The sequence below is a fragment of the Kitasatospora sp. NPDC056446 genome (genome assembly GCF_042796115.1).
GTDB lineage: Bacteria > Actinomycetota > Actinomycetes > Streptomycetales > Streptomycetaceae > Kitasatospora.
Map to the genome: position 1 here is coordinate 80599 of NZ_JBHTRF010000007.1, position 19296 is coordinate 99894.

A 19296-nucleotide genomic window follows, 5' to 3' on the forward strand; every position below is an offset into this window, starting at 1 on the left:
TCGGGCGGGCGGCGGGCGGGCGGGCGCCAGGCGCGCGGGCGGGCGAACCGTTCGGACACGGCGCTGCCCCCGTCGGCTGACGCGACCTCACCTTCCCTGCGGGGGGCCGTTTTACGGCAGGCGGACGGTGCCCGGCGGCGTCCCGGGGCGGGACGGGAGGGCGGCGGCCGACGCGGTCGCGTGCGCGGGCGGGGAAGCGGGCGCGGCCCTGGGCGCGGGCGCGGGTGAGGGCGCGTACGCGGAGGCGGTCCTGGGCACGGGCGCGGCGGCGGACATGGTGGCGGTGGCGGTGGCCGTCGCGGTGGACCTGACCGCCGCCGGTGCCGTCACGGCCGCCGTGGCGCCGGCCGTCGTCGGCAGGGCGTGCAGGGCCGCCAGGGCGGCGGCCTCGCCCTCGGCGAACCGGTCGGCGCGGGCCGCCCGGACGGCGGCGTTGAGGTGCAGGACGGCCTCCTCCGGGTGGCCGGTGGCGGCGAGGGCGCGCCCGTAGAGGGTCTGGAGCAGGACGCGGCGGGCGGCCGGGAAGGGGTGCTCGGCGACGGCCAGGCCGCGGGAGGCGTGCTGGACGGCCTCCTCGGCGGCGCCGGCGGTCAGGCACTCGTGGGCCAGGTGCTGGCGGGCGAGGGCCACCAGGTCGGCGCGGTCGGCCCGTTCGGCCAGGTCCAGGGCGCGGATCAGCAGGCCGCGCACCCGGGCGTTGCGGCCGTAGCGGCCGAGGGCGACGGCCAGGTTCATCAGGGCGACGGACTGCGCGGTGCCGTCCCCGGCCAGAGCGGCGAGGTCGGGGGCCCGTTCCAGGTGGACGAGGGCCTGTTCGTGGCGGCCCTCCTCCAGCAGGACCCAGCCCAGCAGGGCGCGGGCGCGGGACTGGGCGGCCGGGTCCCGGTCGGCCTCGGCGGCGGCCAGGCCGTGTTCGAGCAGCGGCACCCAGCCGTCCCGGACCTGCCACACGATCAGCGGCCACTGGAGCAGCGCCAGGCGCCAGGCCCGGCCGTGCAGGCCCGCGGCGACGGCCGCCTCGACCGCGCCGCGCAGGGTGTCCCGTTCGCCGGCGTACCAGGCGAGCGCGCTGTCCCGGTCCGGGAAGGGGCGCACCTCGGCCGGGCGCCGGCTGCCGGGCGGCAGGGCGCAGCAGGGCTCGCTGCCGGGCTCGGCGGCGTCGCAGGCGGCGATGAGGGTGCTCAGGAGGTGGTCGAGCAGCCGGGGCAGCACGTCCTCGTCGGTGTCGCCGGGCAGGCTGCGGGCGTAGAGGCGGACGAGGTCGTGCAGGGTGTAGGAGTCCCGGCCGATCTCCACGAGCAGGTGGGCGGTGGCGAGTTGGCCGAGCGCGGCGGAGGCCTCGTCGAAGCGGCAGTCGGCGAGGGCGGCGGCGGTGCGGCCGTCGAGGGTGGTGCCGGTGTGGGCGCCGAGGTGGTGGAACATCCGGCGGGCGGGTTCGGAGAGGTGGTGGACGGTCAGGGCCAGGGCGGCGGCGACGCTGGTGTCCTCCACGTCCAGGATGCCCAGCCGGCCCTGCTCGTCGGCCAGTTCGTCGGCGAGCGCGGCGAGGTCGCGGGCCGGGCCGGTGGCGACGCGGGCGGCGGCGAGGCGCAGGGCGAGGGGCAGGCCGTCGCACAGGCCGGCCAGCCGGGCGGCGGCCTCGGGTTCGGCGGCGACCCGGTCGGCACCGAGGGTGGCGGCGAGCAGGGTGACGGCCTGCGGGGGCGACAGTTCGGCGAGCGGGACGGGGCGGGCGGCGTCGGAGGCGACCAGGCCGCCGAGCCGGTCGCGGCTGGTGACCAGGGTGACGCAGTCGTCGCCGTCGGGCAGCAGCGGGCGGACCTGGTCGGAGCGGCGGGCGTTGTCCAGGACGATGAGCATCCTGCGGTCGGCGGTCAGGTCGCGGTAGCGGGCGGCCAGCGCCTCGGGGGTGGTCGGCATCTGTTCGGCGGGCAGGCCGAGGCCGAGCAGGAGCTCGCGCAGGACGGCGGGGGTGGAGCGTTCGGGCAGCGGGCTGTGGCCGCAGAGGTCGACGAACAGGCGGCCGTCGGGGAAGTCGTCCTGGCGGCGGTGGGCCCAGTAGACGGCCAGGGTGGTCTTGCCGATGCCCGCGCCGCCGGTGACGACGGCGATCGCACCGGGGGCGGCGGCGGCCCGGTCGAGCGCGGCCAGGGCGTCCTCCCGGCCGGAGAAGCCGCGGGGGCGCCGGGGGAAGGGCCAGGGGGTGCCGCGCGGCGCGCGGGCGGCGGGGGGTGCGGGCGGTGCGGCGGCGGGGGCGGGCGGTGCGGCGGCGGGCGGTGCGGGCGCTGCCGGGGCGGGGACGGGCACGGCGGTGGGCGGGGCGGCGGGGGCGGGCACGGCGGTGGGCGGGCCGGCGGGGGCGGTGGGTGCGGACGGCCCGGCGGTGGCGGGTACGCGGACGGGCGCCGCGATCGGCTCGGGAGCCGGGGCGAGGGCCGTGCCGGGGGCCGGTGCGGGAGCCGCCGCCAGGGCCGTGCCGGGGGCCGTCGCCGGGGCGGGCTGCGGGTCGGGGACGGAGGCCAGGCCGCCGACGGTGGGCACCCGCGGGGGCGGGACCCGGTCGGAGCGCAGGGAGGCGGCGGGGGTGCGCAGCAGGGAGTCGTAGGCCTCGACGAGTTCGGGGCCGGGGTCGATGCCCAGTTCCTCGGCCAGCGCCCGGCGGGTGCGGTGGAACCAGTCCAGGGCTTCCGAGCGCCGCCCGGCCCGGCCGAGGGCCAGGACGAGCGCGGCCACCAGCGGTTCGCGCAGCGGGTTCATGGCGGCCTCGGTGGAGAGCACGCCGGCCGCCGCGCCGTGGTCGCCGAGCCGGCCGTGGGCGCGGGCCAGTTCCTCCACGCTGGCGAGCCGCAGCTCCTCCAGGGCGTGGGCGGCGCACTGCAGCGGGACGCTGGGCGCGGTGCCGGCGAGCGCGGGGCCGCGCCACAGCGCGAGGGCTTCCCGCAGGGCCGCGACGGCCTCGCCGTCGGGCAGCGAGCGGGCGGAGCAGGCGAGGCGTTCGAAGCGGTCGGTGTCCACCGCGAGGTCGGGTACCCGCAGCCGGTAGGCGCCGCCGTCGGTGAGCAGCTCGACGCCGACGGCGGGTGCGCCGTGCGCGGCGAGCAGCGCGCGCAGGCCGGAGACGTGGTTGTGGATGACGGTGCGCGAGTGCCGGGGCGGTTCCTCGTCCCAGAGCGTCTCGGTGAGCCGGTCGACGGTGACGGGCGCGTCGGGGTTGAGCAGCAGCATGGCCAGCAGGCTGCGGCGCTTGGCCGATCCGAGCGGCAGCTCCCGGCCGTCTGCGGCCACCGCGGCCACCGAGCCCAGCAGTCGGAAATCCAAAACGCGCCCCCCATTTGATCTGACAAGCATATGACAGTAGGCGACCCGTCGATCACAGGGCGTCGCCTGGGTGACACCCAGGTGGCGCCCGGGTGACATCCGGGCCGTTCCGGATACGCACGGCACCGCCCCTGCGGTGGCACGGCAGCGGGCGGGCGGCGGCGCCACTCCCCCGGGCTGCGGGCCACGGCGGCCGGGCTACCACACGTCCCCGCAGCTCACGGGCTGGGCGGGTGGCCGCCCGGACACCCCGCGGCCACGAGAATGGTGCGGACGGTTCTTCGGAAGTACAGAGAAAGCGATACCTCACCATGGATCTCGGCGTGCGCTGGAAGCTGCACGGTGACGGGCGCACGCCCGCGCCCGGGGCGGTCGTCCGCCCCGACGAACGGCTCTCCTGGCCCCGCACGGCAGGGCTCGGCGCCCAGCACGTGGTGGCGATGTTCGGGGCGAGCTTCGTGGCGCCCGTGCTGATGGGCCTCGACCCGAACCTCGCGATCATGATGTCCGGCGTGGCGACCGTGATCTTCCTGCTGTCCACCCGCGGCCGGGTGCCCAGCTACCTGGGCTGCTCGCTGTCCTTCGTGGGCGTCGCCGCGGTGATCCGGGCGCAGGGCGGCAGCAGCGCGACGGTGACCGGCGCGGTGTTCGTCGTGGGCGTCGCGCTGTTCCTGGTGGGGGTGGCGGTCCAGCGGTTCGGGGCGCGCATCATCCACGCGGCGATGCCGCCGATCGTCACCGGCGCGGTCGTCATGCTGATCGGCTTCAACCTGGCCCCGGTGACGGCGTCGACCTACTGGCCGCAGGACCAGTGGACGGCGCTGCTGGTGATGCTCTTCACCGGACTGGCCGTGGTCGGCCTGCGCGGCTTCTGGTCGCGGGTCGCGATCTTCCTCGGACTGGTCTTCGGCTACGGGATCTCCTGGCTGTTCGACCGGGTCTTCGGGAAGATCCACTCGGTGGACGCGAGCGGGCACCTGACCGACCACTGGCGCCTGGACCTGTCGGGCGTCGGCAAGGCGGACTGGATCGGCCTGCCCACCTTCCACGGCCCCTCGTTCCAGTGGTCCGCGATCCTGGTCGCGCTGCCCGTGGTGATCGCGCTGGTCGCCGAGAACGCCGGGCACGTCAAGGCCGTCGGCGAGATGACCGGGGACAACCTGGACGACAAGCTCGGCACGGCGATCTCCGCGGACGGCGTCGCCTCCATGCTCTCCACCGCCGTCGGCGGCCCCCCGAACACCACGTACTCCGAGAACATCGGCGTGATGGCCGCGACCCGGGTCTACTCCACCGCCGCGTACTGGGCGGCGGCCTGCTTCGCCCTGCTGTTCGGCCTCTGCCCGAAGTTCGGCGCGATCGTGGCCGCCATCCCCGGCGGGGTGCTCGGCGGCATCACCGTCATCCTGTACGGCATGATCGGCCTGCTCGGCGCGCAGATCTGGACCAAGTCCGGCGTCGACCTGCGCAACCCGCTCAACCTGGTGCCGGCCGCGGCGGGCATCATCATCGGCGTCGGCAACGTGACGATGAAGTTCACCGACACCTTCACCCTCAGCGGCATCGCGCTGGGCACCCTGGTCGTCATCACCGGCTACCACGCGCTGCGGGCCCTGGCCCCCGCGCACCTCAAGACGCAGGAACCACTGCTGGACGAGGGCACCTCCTCGTACGACAAGCAGGCCGGGGACGGCAGCTGACGGACCCTCGGGACAGCCCGGCGGTACATCGGCGGAAGTGACCCGGGTTACTTCCGCCGGTGTTTCCGCCTGGTTCGCGGGCCCGGTCGGTGGTCGAATCGCTGCGTACATCCACGTCGCCCCATCGACCGCCCACTCGACCCCGGGAGAGGCATGTCCCTTCTGTCCGACCGCCGCAAGCTCGCGTACGGAAGCGTGGCCACCGCCGTGCTCGCGCTCTCCTGGGCCACCGTGACCCCCAGCAGCGCGGCAGGCCAGGTCCTGTGGACCCCCAGCACCAGCAAGGGGGCGTCCTCCTTCCCCGCCGTGCAGTGCGCCTCCGGGAACTTCAAGGTCGTCAACGACACCGCCAAGGGCAAGGTGTGGCGGGCCTACCAGGCCGCCGGCGAGGAGCGCTGCGAGACCGTCGGCCCCGACCTGAAGAACGGGGACACGTTCTACCTCGGCTGGTCGTCCAAGGTGGACATCAAGGACTCCAACAGCCGGTACGTCTTCCAGCTGAAGTGCTCGCCGAGCACCGACACGGCCAACCACCCCATCGAGATCGACGCCACCGACGGGCGCATCCGGCTGCAGGAGTGGGACACCGCGCACGTGTCGCACACGCTGTGGACCGCGCCGACGGTGAACGGGCAGTGGCACTCGTACGCGCTGAAGATCCGCCTGGGACGGACCGACGGCACCATCGACTTCTGGTTCGACGGCAAGAAGCAGACCTTCAACACGGGTTCGGGCACCTTCAAGGGCACCACCTGGGACGGCGACCGCAACTACCTGAAGTGGGGCTCGTACCACCCCTCCACGGGCGACGCGACGAACACCTTCACCAGCCCGATCATGGCCACCACCCTGGAAGCGGCCACCGCCGGCTCATAAGGCGCGTGGACGAAGGACGCAGGCCCGGACCGCGTGGGAGCGGCCCGGGCCTGCGGCTGTCAGGACTGCGGGTCAGACCTCGCCGAACTCGCCGCTACGGACAGCGGAGACGAACGACGCCCAGGCATCGGACGGGAAGACCAGGGCCGGGCCCTGAGGGTCCTTGGAGTCACGGACAGGCAGCAGGCCCGGGAAGCCGGAAGCCACCTCGACACACTGCCCACCGTTGCCGCTGTAGCTGCTCCTGAACCATGCGGCGCCGGCCAGGTCCATGCGATCAGTCATGCCGTTCCTCTCAGACCACGCCGAACTCACCACTGCGGACGGCGGCAACAAACGAAGCCCAGGCATCGGACGGAAAGACGAGAGCCGGGCCCTGAGGGTCCTTCGAGTCACGGACCCTGCCCGGGTGCGCGTCGTCTACCTCGATGCAGCCGCCCCCACCGTTGCTATAGGTGCTCTTGCGCCACTTGGCGCCCGTTGGGTCATGCATGGTCCAGTTTCCTTCCGTGCCTTCCGGATCCAGGCCAAAGTATCCGGTTGGCTGAGCGCGTCGACCTGGAGTCGATCGCGCTTGCCGGCTTCCCTACCCACCTATGCCCTGGCCAAAGCCAAGAGCCACCTGCCCAGCCCACCACACCGCAGGCCCGGACCGCGTGGGAGCGGCCTGGGCCTGCGGCTGTCAGGACTGCGGGTCAGACCTCGCCGAACTCGCCGCTACGGACGGCGGCAACGAACGACGCCCAGGCATCGGACGGGAAGACCAGGGCCGGGCCCTGAGGGTCCTTCGAGTCACGGACGGGGGCAAGACCGGGGAAGTCAGGAGCCACCTCAACGCAAGACCCGCCATTGTTGCTGTAACTGCTCTTGAACCATGCGGCGCCGGACAGGTCTACAGGGGGAATCATGACGTTCCTCTCACGCCTTGCTTGCGGATCTTCTCCAGTGACGCAGCCTTCGACAGCGCTTCCACCTGGAGCTGATGGTAGTCCCGATCCCAGGCCTGAGCGGTATCAGCATCCCGCGAGAGGAAGCCACGCAACTGGCACTCCGAGTATGCCAGGATCGTTCGATCCGCCAGAGTCAGCAACGTGACCATCATGGTGAACGGCAGCTCTTCCGCGAGCGAGAACGGCGCCACCTGGATCGTGACGTTCGGACGACTCGCAAGGTCTTCAAGATGCGCCAGCTGCCGCGCCATCACCTTGGGCCCTCCCACCGTTCGCAGGAGAGCTCCTTCATCCAGAACGAAGTGCAGGCGCGGCGCCGGCCGCCGGTCAAGCAGCTTCTGCCGCGCGGCGAGGAAGTCGAGTCGATCTACGGCCTGTTCCTCGGTGATACTGCCGCGCCGTACGGCTGCCGACGCAAAGGCGTTGGCATACTCCATCGTCTGGACCAGGCCAGGCAGGATGCCCAGCTCGAAGTGGGAGATGCCATGAGCTTTCGCCTCTTGCTGCGCGTACTCGGGGAACCCTTCCAGCAACGATGACCCACTGAGAGTCCAGTACGTCAGTTCGAGTGTTCCACCGGCATCAAGAGCCTTGTCAGCGCTACGAACCCATTCGAGCGTGGGATTGCGCGTCCCTCTTTCGAGGTTCGAAATCTGACTATCACTCAGCTGCGTCCGCCTGCCGAGTTGGGCCTGCGTCAGGCCTGCTGCCTTACGCAGCCTGCGTAGTTGGGCCCCGAACGCCTTGAGGGGCGAAGCCGACGGATCCAGCTTGGACTCACGCATCGTCAGACCTCCATCGCCAAGCGAATGCCACAAGAAGAAACTGTCAAGTGGGAAAGCCTTCCGATAGTAGAGGCAATCACGCCACCATGGCTACACCCGGTAATCCACCGGAAGCGCAGCGCAACCTTCGGAGATCCCCATGCCTGACGCCCAGAATCGCGACACATGGTTCCAACTCCACGAAGTGGTACGTGACTTCAGCTGTCCGGAGAACGGGAAACCGCGCGAGGGCGTCTTCGTGGAGGTGGCCTTCGGGAAGGCGGTGCTTCGCCCGCTGGGTGCGACCGGTCCCGAGTGGCGGGTCGAACTGGGGGTGATCCGCTCGCTCGACCCGAGGGAGACCGCGCCCGGTACCTGCGGGAAGCCGCGCCGCCGACCCTTCAGCGGATGGCCGCTGTGACCGCCGAATTCCTCACATCTGGAGCAGAGTTGAGCAGGAACCGCATCATGGGCAGGCCTCCCGGCCGGCAGTCGGGCCAGCAGGTCTTCGCCCTGCTCGAAGACCCCGACGGGTCGGACGAGTTCTCCGTCCTCCTCGTCGATCGCGTCCACAGGAACGGGCTGACCCTGCCCGGCGGCAGCGCCGAGCAGGACGAGCTGCCGCACCTCGCGGCCCGCCGCCACCTCGAAACCGAGACTGGGCTCGTCCTGCCGCTGCGCACGATCCTCACGGTCGACTACGTGCCGGCGGCCGAGTTCCCCGAGGGCCTCGACTTCGTGTACGCGGGCGGGATGATCACGCCCCGGCAGGCCGGGATCGTCCACCGGCACCAGCCGCCGGCCGACATCCGCGGCCTCCACTGGGTGCCGCAGGCGAAGCTGCGCGAGGCCATGGCGGAGGACCAGTGCCGTCGGGTCGAGGACGCCTGGGACGCGTGGGAGCACGGCGCCGGCCTCCCGCTCCTCGTCCGGGGCGTCCCGGTCCCGGTCGGCTGATCAGAAGCCCCGGCCGGCGACGCGGACGGGCCCGGACCGCCACGAGCGCGGCCCGGGCCCCCGGCTCAGACCTCGCCGAACTCGCCACTGCGGACGGCAGCGACAAAGAACTCCCAGGCCTCGCCGGCGAAGACCAGGGCCGGCCCGTCCGGGTCTTTGGAATCACGGACGGGCATCACACCGGGGAAGCCGGGTGCCACCTCCACACAACTGCCCCCGTTGTTGCTGTAGGTGCTCTTGAACCATGCGGCACCGGACAGATCTCGTCGGTCGGTCATGACGCCCCCTCACACCTCGCCGAACTCGCCGCTGCGGACAACAGCAACGAACGACACCCAGGCCTCAACCGGGAAGACCAGCGCTGCCCCGTCCGGGTCCTTCGAATCACGGACGGGCATCACGCCAGGGAAGCCCGGGGCCACCTCCACGCAGTTGCCCCCGTTGTTGCTGTACGTGCTCTTGCGCCACCCGGCTCCGGTCAGATCAACAGAAGAAATCACGACGCTCCTCTCTCAACTGCCACCGAACTCGCCGCTGCGGACAGTGGCGACGAACGACTTCCAGGCCCCGGCCGGAAAGACGAGGACAGGACCGTGGGGGTCCTTGGAGTCGCGGACGAGCGCCAGTTCACGGGGGCCGCGTGCGATCTCCAGGCAGTTGCCGCCCTGTTGGCTGTACGTCGACTTCACCCACGAAGCGGTAGTCGGGCCGAGATCAGTCATGGGATTCCCTTCGGGCAGCGTGCGCGATCGCATCGGGTGAAGCCACCGTCGACCTCGGATCCAGCGTAGGACGGCGGCGGCTCCCGAGGGGGGCCGCCGCCGAACTTCACTGCCGATGCGTCACATCCGGGGCGCGACGCTCGGCCCACCCGCCCCCTGAGGCAACCCTCCGCCTGCCCAGGAAGTCGACCCCGCGACGCTGCTGGCGAAGTCGTTTGGTGTGGCGCAGCTCGGGGCCGGTGCCGATCGGGTTGAAGTACCACGGGGTGACAGCCCGTAGGCGTGCCACCGGTGAGCCCCGAGAGCGAAACAACGGACCGTGCGCAGCTGATCACACACAGTTAGTTCTAGCTCTAATATCGAGACCGGCCTGACGCCGAAATCACCGACCGGAAGAGAGCTCCGTGGAGAAGCCGCCCGCCCACTACCGTCAGCTTGCCGACGACCTGCGCACCGGCATCGTCAACGGCCTGTACCCGCCCGGTACGGTCCTGCCCAGGATCGCCGACCTCGCCGAGGAGTACGGCATCTCCAAGCAGACCGCCCGCGAGGCGATCGCCGTCCTCGAAGCCGAGGGCCTGGTCGAGGTCGTCCGCCGCCGCGGCACCGTCGTACGGAGCCTTCCGCAGCGCCGACGGCTCTCCCGCGTCCGGCAGGTACTCCGGGACGAACGCGGCTACTATTTCGATCCCGCCGCCCAGCCCTGGGTCGCTCTGCGCAAACCCACCATCACCTGGGCGCCGGCACCGCGCGACCTCTGCGCCCTCCTCGACCTCGCGCCCAACGCGGATGTCCTGGTCCGAGACCGCCTCATGGGCTCCCCGGACAACCGTCAGCCCACCCAGCTCGCAACCAGCTACCTGCCCGCCGCCGTCGCGCGCGGCACCCGGCTCGCCCAAGCGGACACCGGCCCCGGCGGCATCTACGACATCCTGGAACGTGAGCTCGGATACGGGCCCCTGGCCTGGCACGAGACCATCACCTCCCGCATGCCGACCCCGGACGAGAGCACCGCCCTCCAGGCCCCCAAGGGCACACCGCTGCTGCGGATCATCCGCATCGCGACGAGCCCCGACGGAACCATCGTCGAGGTCAACGACACCCGCATGCGGGCCGACGAGTACGAGATCGGCTACCCGATCACCCGTCACCCCACGGCCGAATGGCCCGGAAACCGCCCGACCGATCCGACGGTGTAGCCGGATGCAGAAGGCCCGCCAAGCGGCGATCTGTATATGATGATTCGTCAAAAAAGAGCCCGCCGCGACGAGCCGACGCCGATCAGGCCGCGCTTCCTCCGGGCCGCAGGAGGTCCAGCGCGTCCAGGGCGAGGTAGGCCGCGGCGGCGTCGGTCAGCTCGCCTCGGCGGAGCACGCGGGTGCGGAACTCGTCCAGCGCGAGGGTGACGACCTCGATGAACTCGGTCGGCTCCGGCCGCGGTTCGGCGACCTTGACGCAGTCGGTGGCGAAGAAGGCGTGGCGCAGGGCGTCGGAGTAGGCGTCGTGCCAGTACCGTCCGGCCGCGTGGACCTCGCCCTGGTAGCCGGTCTCCTCCAGTAGTTCCCGGGCGATGGCGTCCGCCGCCCGCTCTCCGGGTTCGATGACGCCTCCCGGCAGTTCGTACAGCACGCGGTCGGGGCCGGGGCGGTACTGGCGGGCGAGGATGACGTGCCGGTCGGGGGTGAGGGCGAGCACCGCGCCGGCCGGGCGCTCACGCTTGAGGTAGAAGTCCTCCTTGCGTCCGTCGGGCAGCTCGAAGTCGACACGGTCGACGGACCGGCCGAACTTGCTGAAGACGGTGGTGCGTTCGATCTCGTGCCACGGCGCGGTGGTGTCGGTCATGGCCAGGACTGTACGGGCCCGGGGGTGCCGGTGTGATGCGGGCCACAGGGGAAGGAGCCGGTGAGGGGCCCGGAGTGAGAAGGGTCACCCCTCCCGTGTTTTCGGGGCTCCGGGCGGCCGCAGGCCGGGGTGGGACTGGGCAAGGGCGTGATCGGCACGGGCGGAGGGCCTGTCCGCTTCGGGACCTTGGGCATGAATCCGGTCGACCTTCGGCCCGGTGGTGACCCCTGCGTACCCGGGCAACCGTGGACGGTCGCCCGCTGTGATCGGGCGGCGGCGCCGTCCGCCGGGCGGCGTCGTTCCTGCCGTCTACCCGGCGCATGGAAGCGGGAGTGCCCGCCGCCGTACGCTCCGGAGGACCCCAAGTACATGTCCCAGACCATCGACAACGCCCCGTATACCGCCTTCCACCGCAGGTTGGCCCTCGCCTGTTCCGGTGGGCCGCTGCTGGACGGCTACATCCTGAGCATCGTCGGCGTCGCCCTGATCGGGATGCGTCCCGAGCTCGGACTGTCCACCGCGGAGGTCAGCCTGATCGGCGCCGCCGCCCTGGTGGGCATGTTCGTCGGCGGCGCCCTGTTCGGCGTGCTGACCGACAAGATCGGCCGGGAGGTGATGTACACCGCCGACCTGCTCGTCATGGTCGCCTGCTCGGTGCTCTCGTTCTGGGTCGACTCGGTGTGGGCGATCACCGTGCTGCGCTTCGTGCTCGGCATGGCCGTGGCCGCCGACTACCCGATCGCGACCTCGCTGCTCGCCGAGTGGCTGCCCGCCAAGCAGCGCGGACGCCTGCTCGGCAAGCAGATCATCGCCTGGTACGCCGGTTCCGTCCTCGCCTACGTGGTGGGCTACCTGTTCCTGGAGCTGGCCGGCCCGGGCAGCTGGCGGTGGATGCTCGCGAGTTCCACGGTGCTGTGCGTGGTGTTCCTGGTGATCCGCCGCGGCTCGCCGGAGTCGCCGCGCTGGCTGGCCGCGAACGGGCGGGTCGGCGACGCGGTGCGCGTGGTCGAGAAGCACCTCGGCGTACGGGTCGACGGCCGCGAGCTGATGCCCGACCCGGCCGAGGCCGGCCGGCCCGCCGGGCTGCGGCTGCTGATGACCCCGCCCTACCGGCGCCGCACCCTGTTCTGCGGGCTGTTCTTCCTCTTCCAGGTCGGCCCGCTGTTCGCGATGCTCACCTTCGGCCCGCAGATCCTGTCCTCCTTCGGCATGCCGGGCGGCACCGTGATGGAGACCCTGGGCACCGGGCTGATCAGCATGGTCTTCCTGCTGGGCTGCTACCCGGCGCTGCGCCTGATCGACACCCGCGGCCGCCGGCCCGTCATCATCTGGTCGTTCGCGCTGATGACCGTCCCGCTGGCCCTGCTGGGCGTGTGGCCCACCGCCCCGGCCGCCGTCGCCCTGCTGGCGCTGTGCGCGTACGCGTTCCTGTGCGGCGGGCCCAACGTGCTCGACTGGACGTACCCGAATGAGCTGTTCCCCACCGAGATCCGGGCCACCGCCGTGGGCGTGGCCACCTCGGTGAGCCGGATCGGCGCGGCCGTCGGCACCTACCTGCTGCCGCTGTCCCTGACCGGGCTCGGCACCGGCCCGACGATGCTGATCGCGGCTGGCGCCACCGCCCTGGGGCTGCTGGTGTGCGTGCTGTGGGCGGAGGAGACCCGCGGCACCGCCCTGGGCGCCTCGCCGGCCGCCGCCAAGGGCCCGGCGCGCACCGTCCCGGCCCCGCGCGTCCCGCAGCCGGTGCGCTGACCCGCACCCCGCCGGCGCGCTGACCCGCGCCGGCCGACCGCCGCCGGCCTCCCGGACGCCCCCACCGCGGGGACCCGGGAGGCCGGCCCGCGTCCGGCGCCGGGCCCGGCGCTCCCCCTCCCCCTCCCGGGGTGCCCCGCGACTTTGTCAAGCCCGTACCGGAGGCGGCCGGGCGGCAGTACCGTCGGCTTCTCAACGACCGTTCCGGCACGGTGAATTGGAGGCGAAGGTGACCGAGGCGAAGCCCGTCGGCGGCGGTGGGGCGGGGAGCGAGCGCACGGCGCTGCACGAGCGGGAGGCCGAGATCCGCTCGGCGGACCGGGCGATCGGGCAGCTCACCGCACCCGACGGCGCCGAGGCCGGGGAGCTGCTGCTGTACACGGGCGCGGCCGGGCTGGGCAAGACCGCGGTGCTGGCCGAGGTGCGGCGGGCGGCGCGGCGGGCGGGCTGCACGGTGCTGTTCGCCCGGGGCGGGCAGCGGCAGTGCCACGAGCCGTTCCACGTGGTGCGCCAGCTGGTGCGCCCGGTGCTGGCGGCGCTGTCCGAGGAGGAGCGGGCCCGGGTCTTCGGGCCGTGGGAGGACGTGGTCGGCCCGGCGGCGGGACTGCGGCCGCCGCGCGGGCAGCTCGATCCGCAGGGGGTGCGGGACGGGCTGGACTTCGTCCTCACCCGCCTGGTGCAGCTGCGCTCCCCGCTGGCGGTGCTCGTCGACGACCTGCACTGGGCGGACCCGGAGTCGCTGGGCTGGCTGGCGGGCTTCGCGCTGCGCGTCCGGGAGCTGCCGGCCCTGCTGGTGCTCGCCTGCCGCGACGAGTTCCCCGACGACGCCCTGGCACTGCAGCACGGCCTCGCCGAGCGGGCCGACCGCCGGCACGAACTGCGCCCGCTCCAGCCCGCCTCGGTCGCGCACCTGGTGCGCGCGGCCCTCGGCGAGGAGGCCGAGGACGCCTTCTGCCGGCACGTCTGGGCGGTCACCGGCGGGAACCCGTACGAGACCGCGGCACTGCTGCGCGAGGTCGCCGACCAGCGGCTCGACCCGGTCGAGGAGAGCAGCGGGCAGCTGCGCGAACTCGCCGCCACCGCACGGGGGATGACCCTGCGGCACTGGGTGGGGCGGCTCGGCCCCAGCGCGCTGCGGTTCGCCTGGGCGGCGTCCGTGCTGGACACCGACATCCGCCCCGACCTCGCCGCCGCCATCTGCGCCCAGGGCCCGGAGGCCGCCGCCGAGTCCGTACGGGAGCTGCGCCGCCACCGGGTGCTGACCGGCACCCCGGCGGGCCGGCTGGAGTTCGTCCACCCGCTGGTCGCCACCTCGGTCTACCAGTCGATGCCGCCCTCCACCCGGACCGGGATGCACGGGGTCGCCGCCGTCGAGCTGGAGAACGCCGGCCTCGGCCTGCTCGCCGCGTCCCGGCACCTGCTGGAGATCCTGCCCGAGGGGGACGGCGCGATCGTCGACAAGCTGCGCCGGGCGGCCCGCGAGCACCTGGCCATCGGCGCGCCCGAGGCGGCGCAGCGCTGCCTGCGCCGGGCGATCAGCGAGCCGCCCGCCGACCGGGACCGGGCCCCGGTGCTCTACGAGCTCGGCTGCTCGGCGCTGCTCACCGACCCGGCGACGACGGTCAACCAGTTGCGCCTGGCGCTCGCCGACCCGTACGGGCTGGGGCCCGAACTGCGGGTGGACGCGGTCTTCCGGCTCGCCCAGGCCCTCGCCCACGGCAACCGGGTCGGCGAGGCCGCCGCGCTGTGCGCCGAGGAGGCGGCGCGCACCGGGCCGGGGCCGGGGCGGCTGCGCCTGGAGGTGGCGCACTTCATGTTCTCGGCGTTCCGTTCCGAGGACGAGGACGGCCCGGGGCGTTCGCGGCGGCTGGCGGAGTTCGACCGGATGCTGGGCACGGTCGGGCTGGCCTTCAGCGACACCGATGCCGGCGGCGATGGCGATGGCGGCGGTGCCGGTGGCGGTGGCGATGCCGGGGCCGGGGCGGCGGCTGGCGGCGCGGCGGTGTTCGCGCGCGACGGGCTGTCCCACGCGGTGGCGGTGCTGCGCTGCTGGGACCTGACGCTGCGGGGCGTGGACCGCGCGGAGGCGATCGCGCTGGCCGAGTCCGCGCTGCCGGGCGGGCGGCTGCCCCGCAGCCTCGGCTGGACGAACACCACCTGGGGCTTCGAGCTGCCCGGGATCCTGGGCATCAGCTACCTGTACGCCGACCGGGCGGACCGGGCGGAGGAGCTGTTCGGCGAGGCGGTGCGCGCCTACGAGGTCGCCGGGTGGAGCGGGGGCCACCTCGGCTTCGCCTACCTGCTGACCGGCATGCTCCGGTTCCGCTGCGGCGACCTGGCCGCCGCGGAGGACTACCTGCGCCGGGCCCTGCGCATCGCCGAGCGGATCGGCCCCGGCATCCCGCTGCACTGGGACGCGGTCGGGGCGCTGGCCGAGACCGTGGCCGCGCGGGGGCGGCTGGCGGAGGCCCTGGAGCTGGCGCGCGGGCACGCCTACGGCCCGCCGTACCCGACGGTGATGGTGCTGCCGGACGCGCCGACGCTGTACGGGCGCCTGCTGCTGGCCCGGGGCGACACGGCGGGCGCGGCGGCGGCGCTGGCCGCCGCCGGGGCGGTCCTGGACGCGCGGGGGTGGCGCAACACGGTGTGGGCGCCGTGGCTGGGGCACCTGGCGCGCGCGGTGGCCGGGGAGCAGCCGGAGCGGGCCCGGGACCTGGCCGAGGAGGCGGTCCGCCGGGCCCGGGAGTCCGGGACGGACTCGGCGGTCGGCAGCGCGCTGCGGCTGTGCGCCGGGGTGCACGGGGGGCGGCGCGCGGTCGGGCTGCTGACGGAGGCGGTCGGGCGGCTGGAGCGCTCGCCGGCCCGGTACGAGCACGCGCTGGCCCTGGTCGACCTGGGTGAGGCGCTGGGCGGCGCGGCGGGCGGGGCGGCGGGCGGCCGGGCCGCGCTGGCCCGGGGGCTGGAGCTGGCCGACCGGTGCGCCGCCGACGGCCTGGCCGCGCGGGCGCGCGGCCTGCTGGGGTCGGTGGGCGGCCCGGTGGGCGGTTCGGTGGGCGGCCCGGTGGGCGCGGGCTGAGGGCGCGGGCCGAGGGCGACCCGGTGGGCGCGGGCCGAGGGCGACCCTTGCAGATGCCTGCGCGCGCAACTATCTTTAAGATCATAAGTTGCAGCTGCAACGAGTTGCGGGTGCGCCCCTCGCCCAGGCGCCGCCGACCCACCGGGAGTCCGAACATGAGCACCACCCTCTTCACCCCGTACACCCTGCGGTCGCTGACCATCCCCAACCGGGTCTGGATGGCGGCGATGTGCCAGTACAGCGCCGCACCGGACGGGCCCGGGGCCGGTGTCCCGACGGACTGGCACTTCACCCACCTCGCCGCCCGCGCCGCCGGCGGCACCGGGCTGATCATCACGGAGGCCACCGCCGTCAGCCCCGAGGGCCGGATCAGCCCGTACGACCTCGGGATCTGGAACGACGAGCAGGTCGCGGCGTTCCGCCGGATCACCGCCTTCCTGGAGTCCCAGGGCACCGTCGCCGGGATCCAGCTCGCCCACGCCGGGCGCAAGGCCTCCACCGAGCGGACCTGGGTCGACCGCGGGCGCCCCCTCGCCGCCGACGAGGAGCACGGCTGGACCCCGGTCGGCCCCGGCAGCGAGGCCTTCTCCCCCGCCCACAGCACGCCGGACGAGCTGACCGGGGAGCAGATCGGCGAGATCGTGCGGCAGTTCGCCGACGCCGCCCGGCGCGCCCTGGACGCCGGGTTCCGGGTCGCCGAGATCCACGGCGCCCACGGCTACCTGGTGCACCAGTTCCTCTCCCCGCACACCAACCGCCGCACCGACGGCTACGGCGGCTCCTTCGAGGGCCGGATCCGCTTCGCGCTGGAGGTCGTCGACGCGGTGCGCGCGGTGTGGCCCGAGGACCTGCCCGTCTTCTTCCGCGTCTCCGCCACCGACTGGCTCACCGAGAACCCGCAGGACGCCCGCGAGGGCTGGACCTCGCAGGACACCGTCCGCCTCGCCAAGGAGCTGCGGGCGCACGGCGTGGACCTGCTCGACGTCTCCACCGGCGGCCTCGTCCCCGACGCCCTGATCGAGGCCGCGCCCGGCTTCCAGGTGCCCTTCGCCGAGGCGGTGCGCGGCGAGACCGGGCTGCCGGTGGCGGCCGTCGGCCTGATCACCGAGCCCGCCCAGGCCCAGGCCGTCCTCGCCGAGGGCCGGGCCGACGCCGTGCTGCTCGGCCGCGAGCTGCTGCGCAACCCGTACTGGGCCCGCCACGCGGCCGCCGAGCTCGGCGCCGAGGTCGCCGGCCCGGTCCAGTACCACCGCTCCTGACGGGCCGGCTGGCAGGAGATCTTTCGGCTCGGGCCGGGCGTGTGATGCCATTTCAGGGGGTCCGGGCCGAAGGATTTCCTGCGGGGTGGGACGCGGCGGGACGCGGCGGGACGGCCCGTCAGCCGGCGGGCGCGGCCCCCGGCGGGGCCTCGGGCAGGGTGAGGGTGGCGTGCAGGCCGCCGTCCGGGGCGGGTGCCAGGCGCAGTTCCCCGTGGTGGGCCTCGGTGACGGCCGCCACGATCGTCAGGCCCAGCCCGTGGCCCCGGCGGGCCGGGTCCGTCCCGGCGGTGCGCCCGCGCCCGCGCAGGAACGGTTCGGTGAAGGTGGCCACCGCCTCCGGGGTGAGGAGGGGGCCGGTGTTGGCGACGGTGAGGCGCACCCGGCCGGGCCGCTCGGGATCGGCCCCCGTGGTGACGGTGGCACTGCCGCCGGCCGGCAGGTTGTGGCGCAGCGCGTTGTGCAGCAGGTTGGCGGCCGCCTGGCGCAGCAGGACGGGGCTGCCGGTGGTCGGGGCGGGGCGCAGGTCGGCGGTGAGGGTGACGCCGAGGGCCCGGGCCTCGTCGCGGACGGCGGCCAGGGCCTCGCGGGTGGCGGCGGCGAGGTCGGTGGGGGCGAGGTCGGGCGGGGCGTGGCCGAGGTCGGCGAGCTGGAGCAGGGCATCGCTGGTCTCGATGGCGCGCTGGTTGGTGTCCTGGAGGCGGGTGACGAGGACGCCCCAGTCCTGGCCGCCCGGGTCGGCGGCGGCGACCTGGAGCATGGTGCGGGTGATCGCCAGCGGGGTGCGCAGTTCGTGGGAGGCGTTGGCGGCGAAGCGCTGCTGGGCCTCGAAGGAGCGCTGGAGGCGTTCGAGCATCTCGTCGAAGGCGTCGGAGAGTTCGGTGAACTCGTCGCGCGGGCCGGTGAGGGCGATGCGGTGCTCCAGCGCCCCGCTCGCGGCGCGGTGGGCGGCGCGGGTGATGTCCTGGAGCGGGCGCAGCACCCGGCCGGCGATCAGCCAGCCGCCGACCAGGCCGACGGCGGTCATCAGTGCGAGGGCGTAGCCGCCGGCGGCGAGCAGGGAGTCGAGGATCTGCTGGCGGGAGGGGGCGTCGGAGCGGTAGCGCGGGTTGGAGGAGGTCAGGGGGTAGTTGGGGATGTAGCGCATGCCGACGTAGACCACGGCGAGGGACAGGGCGCCGGCGGCGACGGCGAAGAGGGTGTAGCTGAGGGTCAGGCGCATCCGGGCGGTGAGGCGGCGGGGGCGCTTGCGCGGGCCGGGAGCGGCGGTCACCGGGGGGTGTCCTCGTCGCCGAGGCGGTAGCCGACGCCGGGCACGGTCTGGATCACCCAGGGGTGGCCGAGGCGTTTGCGCAGGCCGGAGATGGTGATGCGGACGGCGTTGGTGAAGGGGTCGGCGTTCTCGTCCCAGGCGCGTTCCAGCAGGTCCTCCGCGCTGATGACGCCGCCGCGCGCCGTCATCAGGACCTCCAGGACGGCGAACTGCTTGCGGGACAGGGCCACGTAGCGGCCGTCCCGGTAGACCTCGCGGCGGAAGGGGTCCAGGCGCAGCCCGGCGTACTCCAGGACGGGCGGGGCCGCCTGGGCCGGGCGGCGGGCCAGGGAGCGCAGCCGGACGACGAGTTCGGCGAGGTCGAAGGGCTTGGTGAGGTAGTCGTCGGCGCCGAGCTCGAAGCCGGCGACCTTCTCGCCCAGGCGGGCGGCGGCGGTCAGCATCAGGACGCGGCAGCCCAGGCCGAGCCGCACGATGGTGCGGCAGACGTCGTCCCCGTGGGTGCCGGGGATGTCCCGGTCGAGGACGACGACGTCGTAGCTGTGGACGGCCAGGCGCTCCAGCGCGGCGTCGCCGTCGGTGACGATGTCGCAGGCGATCGCCTCCAGCCGCAGTCCGGCCTGGACCGCCTCGGCGAGGTAGATCTCGTCCTCCACCACCAGGACCCGCACGCGCTGTTCTCCCGTTCGTCTCGGCCGTCCGTATCGGTCGGTCGTATCGGTCGTCCGTACCCCATTGGACCCGATGGGGCCTATCGAAAACGTATCGGCCTGCGCAGACGCTCCCGCAACACCGCGCCCCCTCGAATGG

The 19296-nt window shown here is 73.8% G+C and carries 19 protein-coding genes; 8 read left to right on the forward strand and 11 right to left on the reverse strand.

The window, feature by feature from the left end:
- Nucleotides 1-111: 111 nt before the first annotated feature.
- Nucleotides 112-3318 (reverse strand): BTAD domain-containing putative transcriptional regulator, encoded by a 3207-nt coding sequence (locus ACFQ6N_RS06965; protein WP_380647426.1) that lies wholly within the window; start codon nucleotides 3316-3318, stop codon nucleotides 112-114.
- Nucleotides 3319-3629: 311 nt separating this feature from the next.
- On the opposite strand from ACFQ6N_RS06965, the gene ACFQ6N_RS06970 reads away from it, so the two are divergent.
- Nucleotides 3630-5018, forward strand: coding sequence for a uracil-xanthine permease family protein (locus tag ACFQ6N_RS06970; RefSeq protein WP_380647428.1), 1389 nt, complete (start codon nucleotides 3630-3632; stop codon nucleotides 5016-5018).
- A 153-nt stretch (nucleotides 5019-5171) separates the two neighbouring features.
- Nucleotides 5172-5894 (forward strand): heparin lyase I family protein, encoded by a 723-nt coding sequence (locus ACFQ6N_RS06975; protein WP_380647429.1) that lies wholly within the window; start codon nucleotides 5172-5174, stop codon nucleotides 5892-5894.
- A 72-nt stretch (nucleotides 5895-5966) separates the two neighbouring features.
- Here ACFQ6N_RS06975 and ACFQ6N_RS06980 read toward each other — a convergent pair whose 3' ends face one another.
- The 4 genes from ACFQ6N_RS06980 to ACFQ6N_RS06995 form a co-directional block, all read right to left on the reverse strand.
- On the reverse strand, nucleotides 5967-6179 hold the full coding sequence (locus tag ACFQ6N_RS06980) for a DUF397 domain-containing protein (protein ID WP_380647430.1): 213 nt from the start codon (nucleotides 6177-6179) through the stop codon (nucleotides 5967-5969).
- Nucleotides 6180-6189: 10 nt separating this feature from the next.
- Nucleotides 6190-6387, reverse strand: coding sequence for a DUF397 domain-containing protein (locus tag ACFQ6N_RS06985; RefSeq protein WP_380647432.1), 198 nt, complete (start codon nucleotides 6385-6387; stop codon nucleotides 6190-6192).
- A gap of 202 nt (nucleotides 6388-6589) precedes the next feature.
- Entirely contained in the window at nucleotides 6590-6802 is a 213-nt protein-coding gene (locus ACFQ6N_RS06990) for a DUF397 domain-containing protein (protein ID WP_380647434.1), read from the reverse strand.
- Nucleotides 6799-7629, reverse strand: a complete 831-nt coding sequence (locus ACFQ6N_RS06995; protein ID WP_380647435.1) for a helix-turn-helix domain-containing protein — start codon at nucleotides 7627-7629, stop codon at nucleotides 6799-6801. Before ACFQ6N_RS06995 ends, ACFQ6N_RS06990 begins: the two co-directional genes overlap by 4 nt.
- A gap of 139 nt (nucleotides 7630-7768) precedes the next feature.
- Between ACFQ6N_RS06995 and ACFQ6N_RS07000 the strand changes: the two genes are divergently transcribed.
- Nucleotides 7769-8029 (forward strand): hypothetical protein, encoded by a 261-nt coding sequence (locus ACFQ6N_RS07000; protein ID WP_380647436.1) that lies wholly within the window; start codon nucleotides 7769-7771, stop codon nucleotides 8027-8029.
- Nucleotides 8030-8076: 47 nt separating this feature from the next.
- Nucleotides 8077-8565 carry an NUDIX domain-containing protein gene (locus ACFQ6N_RS07005; RefSeq protein WP_380647437.1) on the forward strand — a complete coding sequence of 163 codons (489 nt, stop codon included), beginning with the start codon at nucleotides 8077-8079 and terminating at the stop codon, nucleotides 8563-8565.
- Nucleotides 8566-8630: 65 nt separating this feature from the next.
- Here ACFQ6N_RS07005 and ACFQ6N_RS07010 read toward each other — a convergent pair whose 3' ends face one another.
- Genes ACFQ6N_RS07010 through ACFQ6N_RS07020 form a run of 3 tightly spaced genes read right to left on the reverse strand, consistent with a single transcriptional unit; the run spans nucleotide 8631 to nucleotide 9287 of the window.
- Nucleotides 8631-8843 carry a DUF397 domain-containing protein gene (locus ACFQ6N_RS07010; RefSeq protein WP_380647438.1) on the reverse strand — a complete coding sequence of 71 codons (213 nt, stop codon included), beginning with the start codon at nucleotides 8841-8843 and terminating at the stop codon, nucleotides 8631-8633.
- 9 nt (nucleotides 8844-8852) lie between these two features.
- Entirely contained in the window at nucleotides 8853-9065 is a 213-nt protein-coding gene (locus ACFQ6N_RS07015; protein ID WP_380647439.1) for a DUF397 domain-containing protein, read from the reverse strand.
- Between the two features lie 12 nt (nucleotides 9066-9077).
- Complete coding sequence (locus ACFQ6N_RS07020; RefSeq protein WP_380647440.1) at nucleotides 9078-9287, reverse strand: DUF397 domain-containing protein; 210 nt, start codon at nucleotides 9285-9287, stop codon at nucleotides 9078-9080.
- A 404-nt stretch (nucleotides 9288-9691) separates the two neighbouring features.
- Between ACFQ6N_RS07020 and ACFQ6N_RS07025 the strand changes: the two genes are divergently transcribed.
- Nucleotides 9692-10486, forward strand: a complete 795-nt coding sequence (locus ACFQ6N_RS07025) for a GntR family transcriptional regulator (RefSeq protein ID WP_380647442.1) — start codon at nucleotides 9692-9694, stop codon at nucleotides 10484-10486.
- 82 nt (nucleotides 10487-10568) lie between these two features.
- On the opposite strand, the gene ACFQ6N_RS07030 is transcribed toward ACFQ6N_RS07025, so the two are convergent.
- On the reverse strand, nucleotides 10569-11129 hold the full coding sequence (locus ACFQ6N_RS07030; protein WP_380647444.1) for an NUDIX hydrolase: 561 nt from the start codon (nucleotides 11127-11129) through the stop codon (nucleotides 10569-10571).
- Nucleotides 11130-11498: 369 nt separating this feature from the next.
- On the opposite strand from ACFQ6N_RS07030, the gene ACFQ6N_RS07035 reads away from it, so the two are divergent.
- From ACFQ6N_RS07035 to ACFQ6N_RS07045, 3 genes are all read left to right on the forward strand, one after another.
- The gene (locus tag ACFQ6N_RS07035; protein ID WP_380647445.1) at nucleotides 11499-12881 is read left to right on the forward strand and encodes an MFS transporter; all 1383 of its coding nucleotides are present in this window, start codon (nucleotides 11499-11501) and stop codon (nucleotides 12879-12881) included.
- A 229-nt stretch (nucleotides 12882-13110) separates the two neighbouring features.
- The gene (locus tag ACFQ6N_RS07040; RefSeq protein WP_380647446.1) at nucleotides 13111-15957 is read left to right on the forward strand and encodes an ATP-binding protein; all 2847 of its coding nucleotides are present in this window, start codon (nucleotides 13111-13113) and stop codon (nucleotides 15955-15957) included.
- Between the two features lie 155 nt (nucleotides 15958-16112).
- Nucleotides 16113-17216 carry an NADH:flavin oxidoreductase/NADH oxidase gene (locus ACFQ6N_RS07045; protein ID WP_380647448.1) on the forward strand — a complete coding sequence of 368 codons (1104 nt, stop codon included), beginning with the start codon at nucleotides 16113-16115 and terminating at the stop codon, nucleotides 17214-17216.
- A 118-nt stretch (nucleotides 17217-17334) separates the two neighbouring features.
- Here ACFQ6N_RS07045 and ACFQ6N_RS07050 read toward each other — a convergent pair whose 3' ends face one another.
- On the reverse strand, nucleotides 17335-18486 hold the full coding sequence (locus ACFQ6N_RS07050; RefSeq protein ID WP_380647449.1) for a sensor histidine kinase: 1152 nt from the start codon (nucleotides 18484-18486) through the stop codon (nucleotides 17335-17337).
- Nucleotides 18483-19157, reverse strand: coding sequence for a response regulator transcription factor (locus tag ACFQ6N_RS07055; RefSeq protein ID WP_380647450.1), 675 nt, complete (start codon nucleotides 19155-19157; stop codon nucleotides 18483-18485). Before ACFQ6N_RS07055 ends, ACFQ6N_RS07050 begins: the two co-directional genes overlap by 4 nt.
- Nucleotides 19158-19296: the final 139 nt, after the last annotated feature.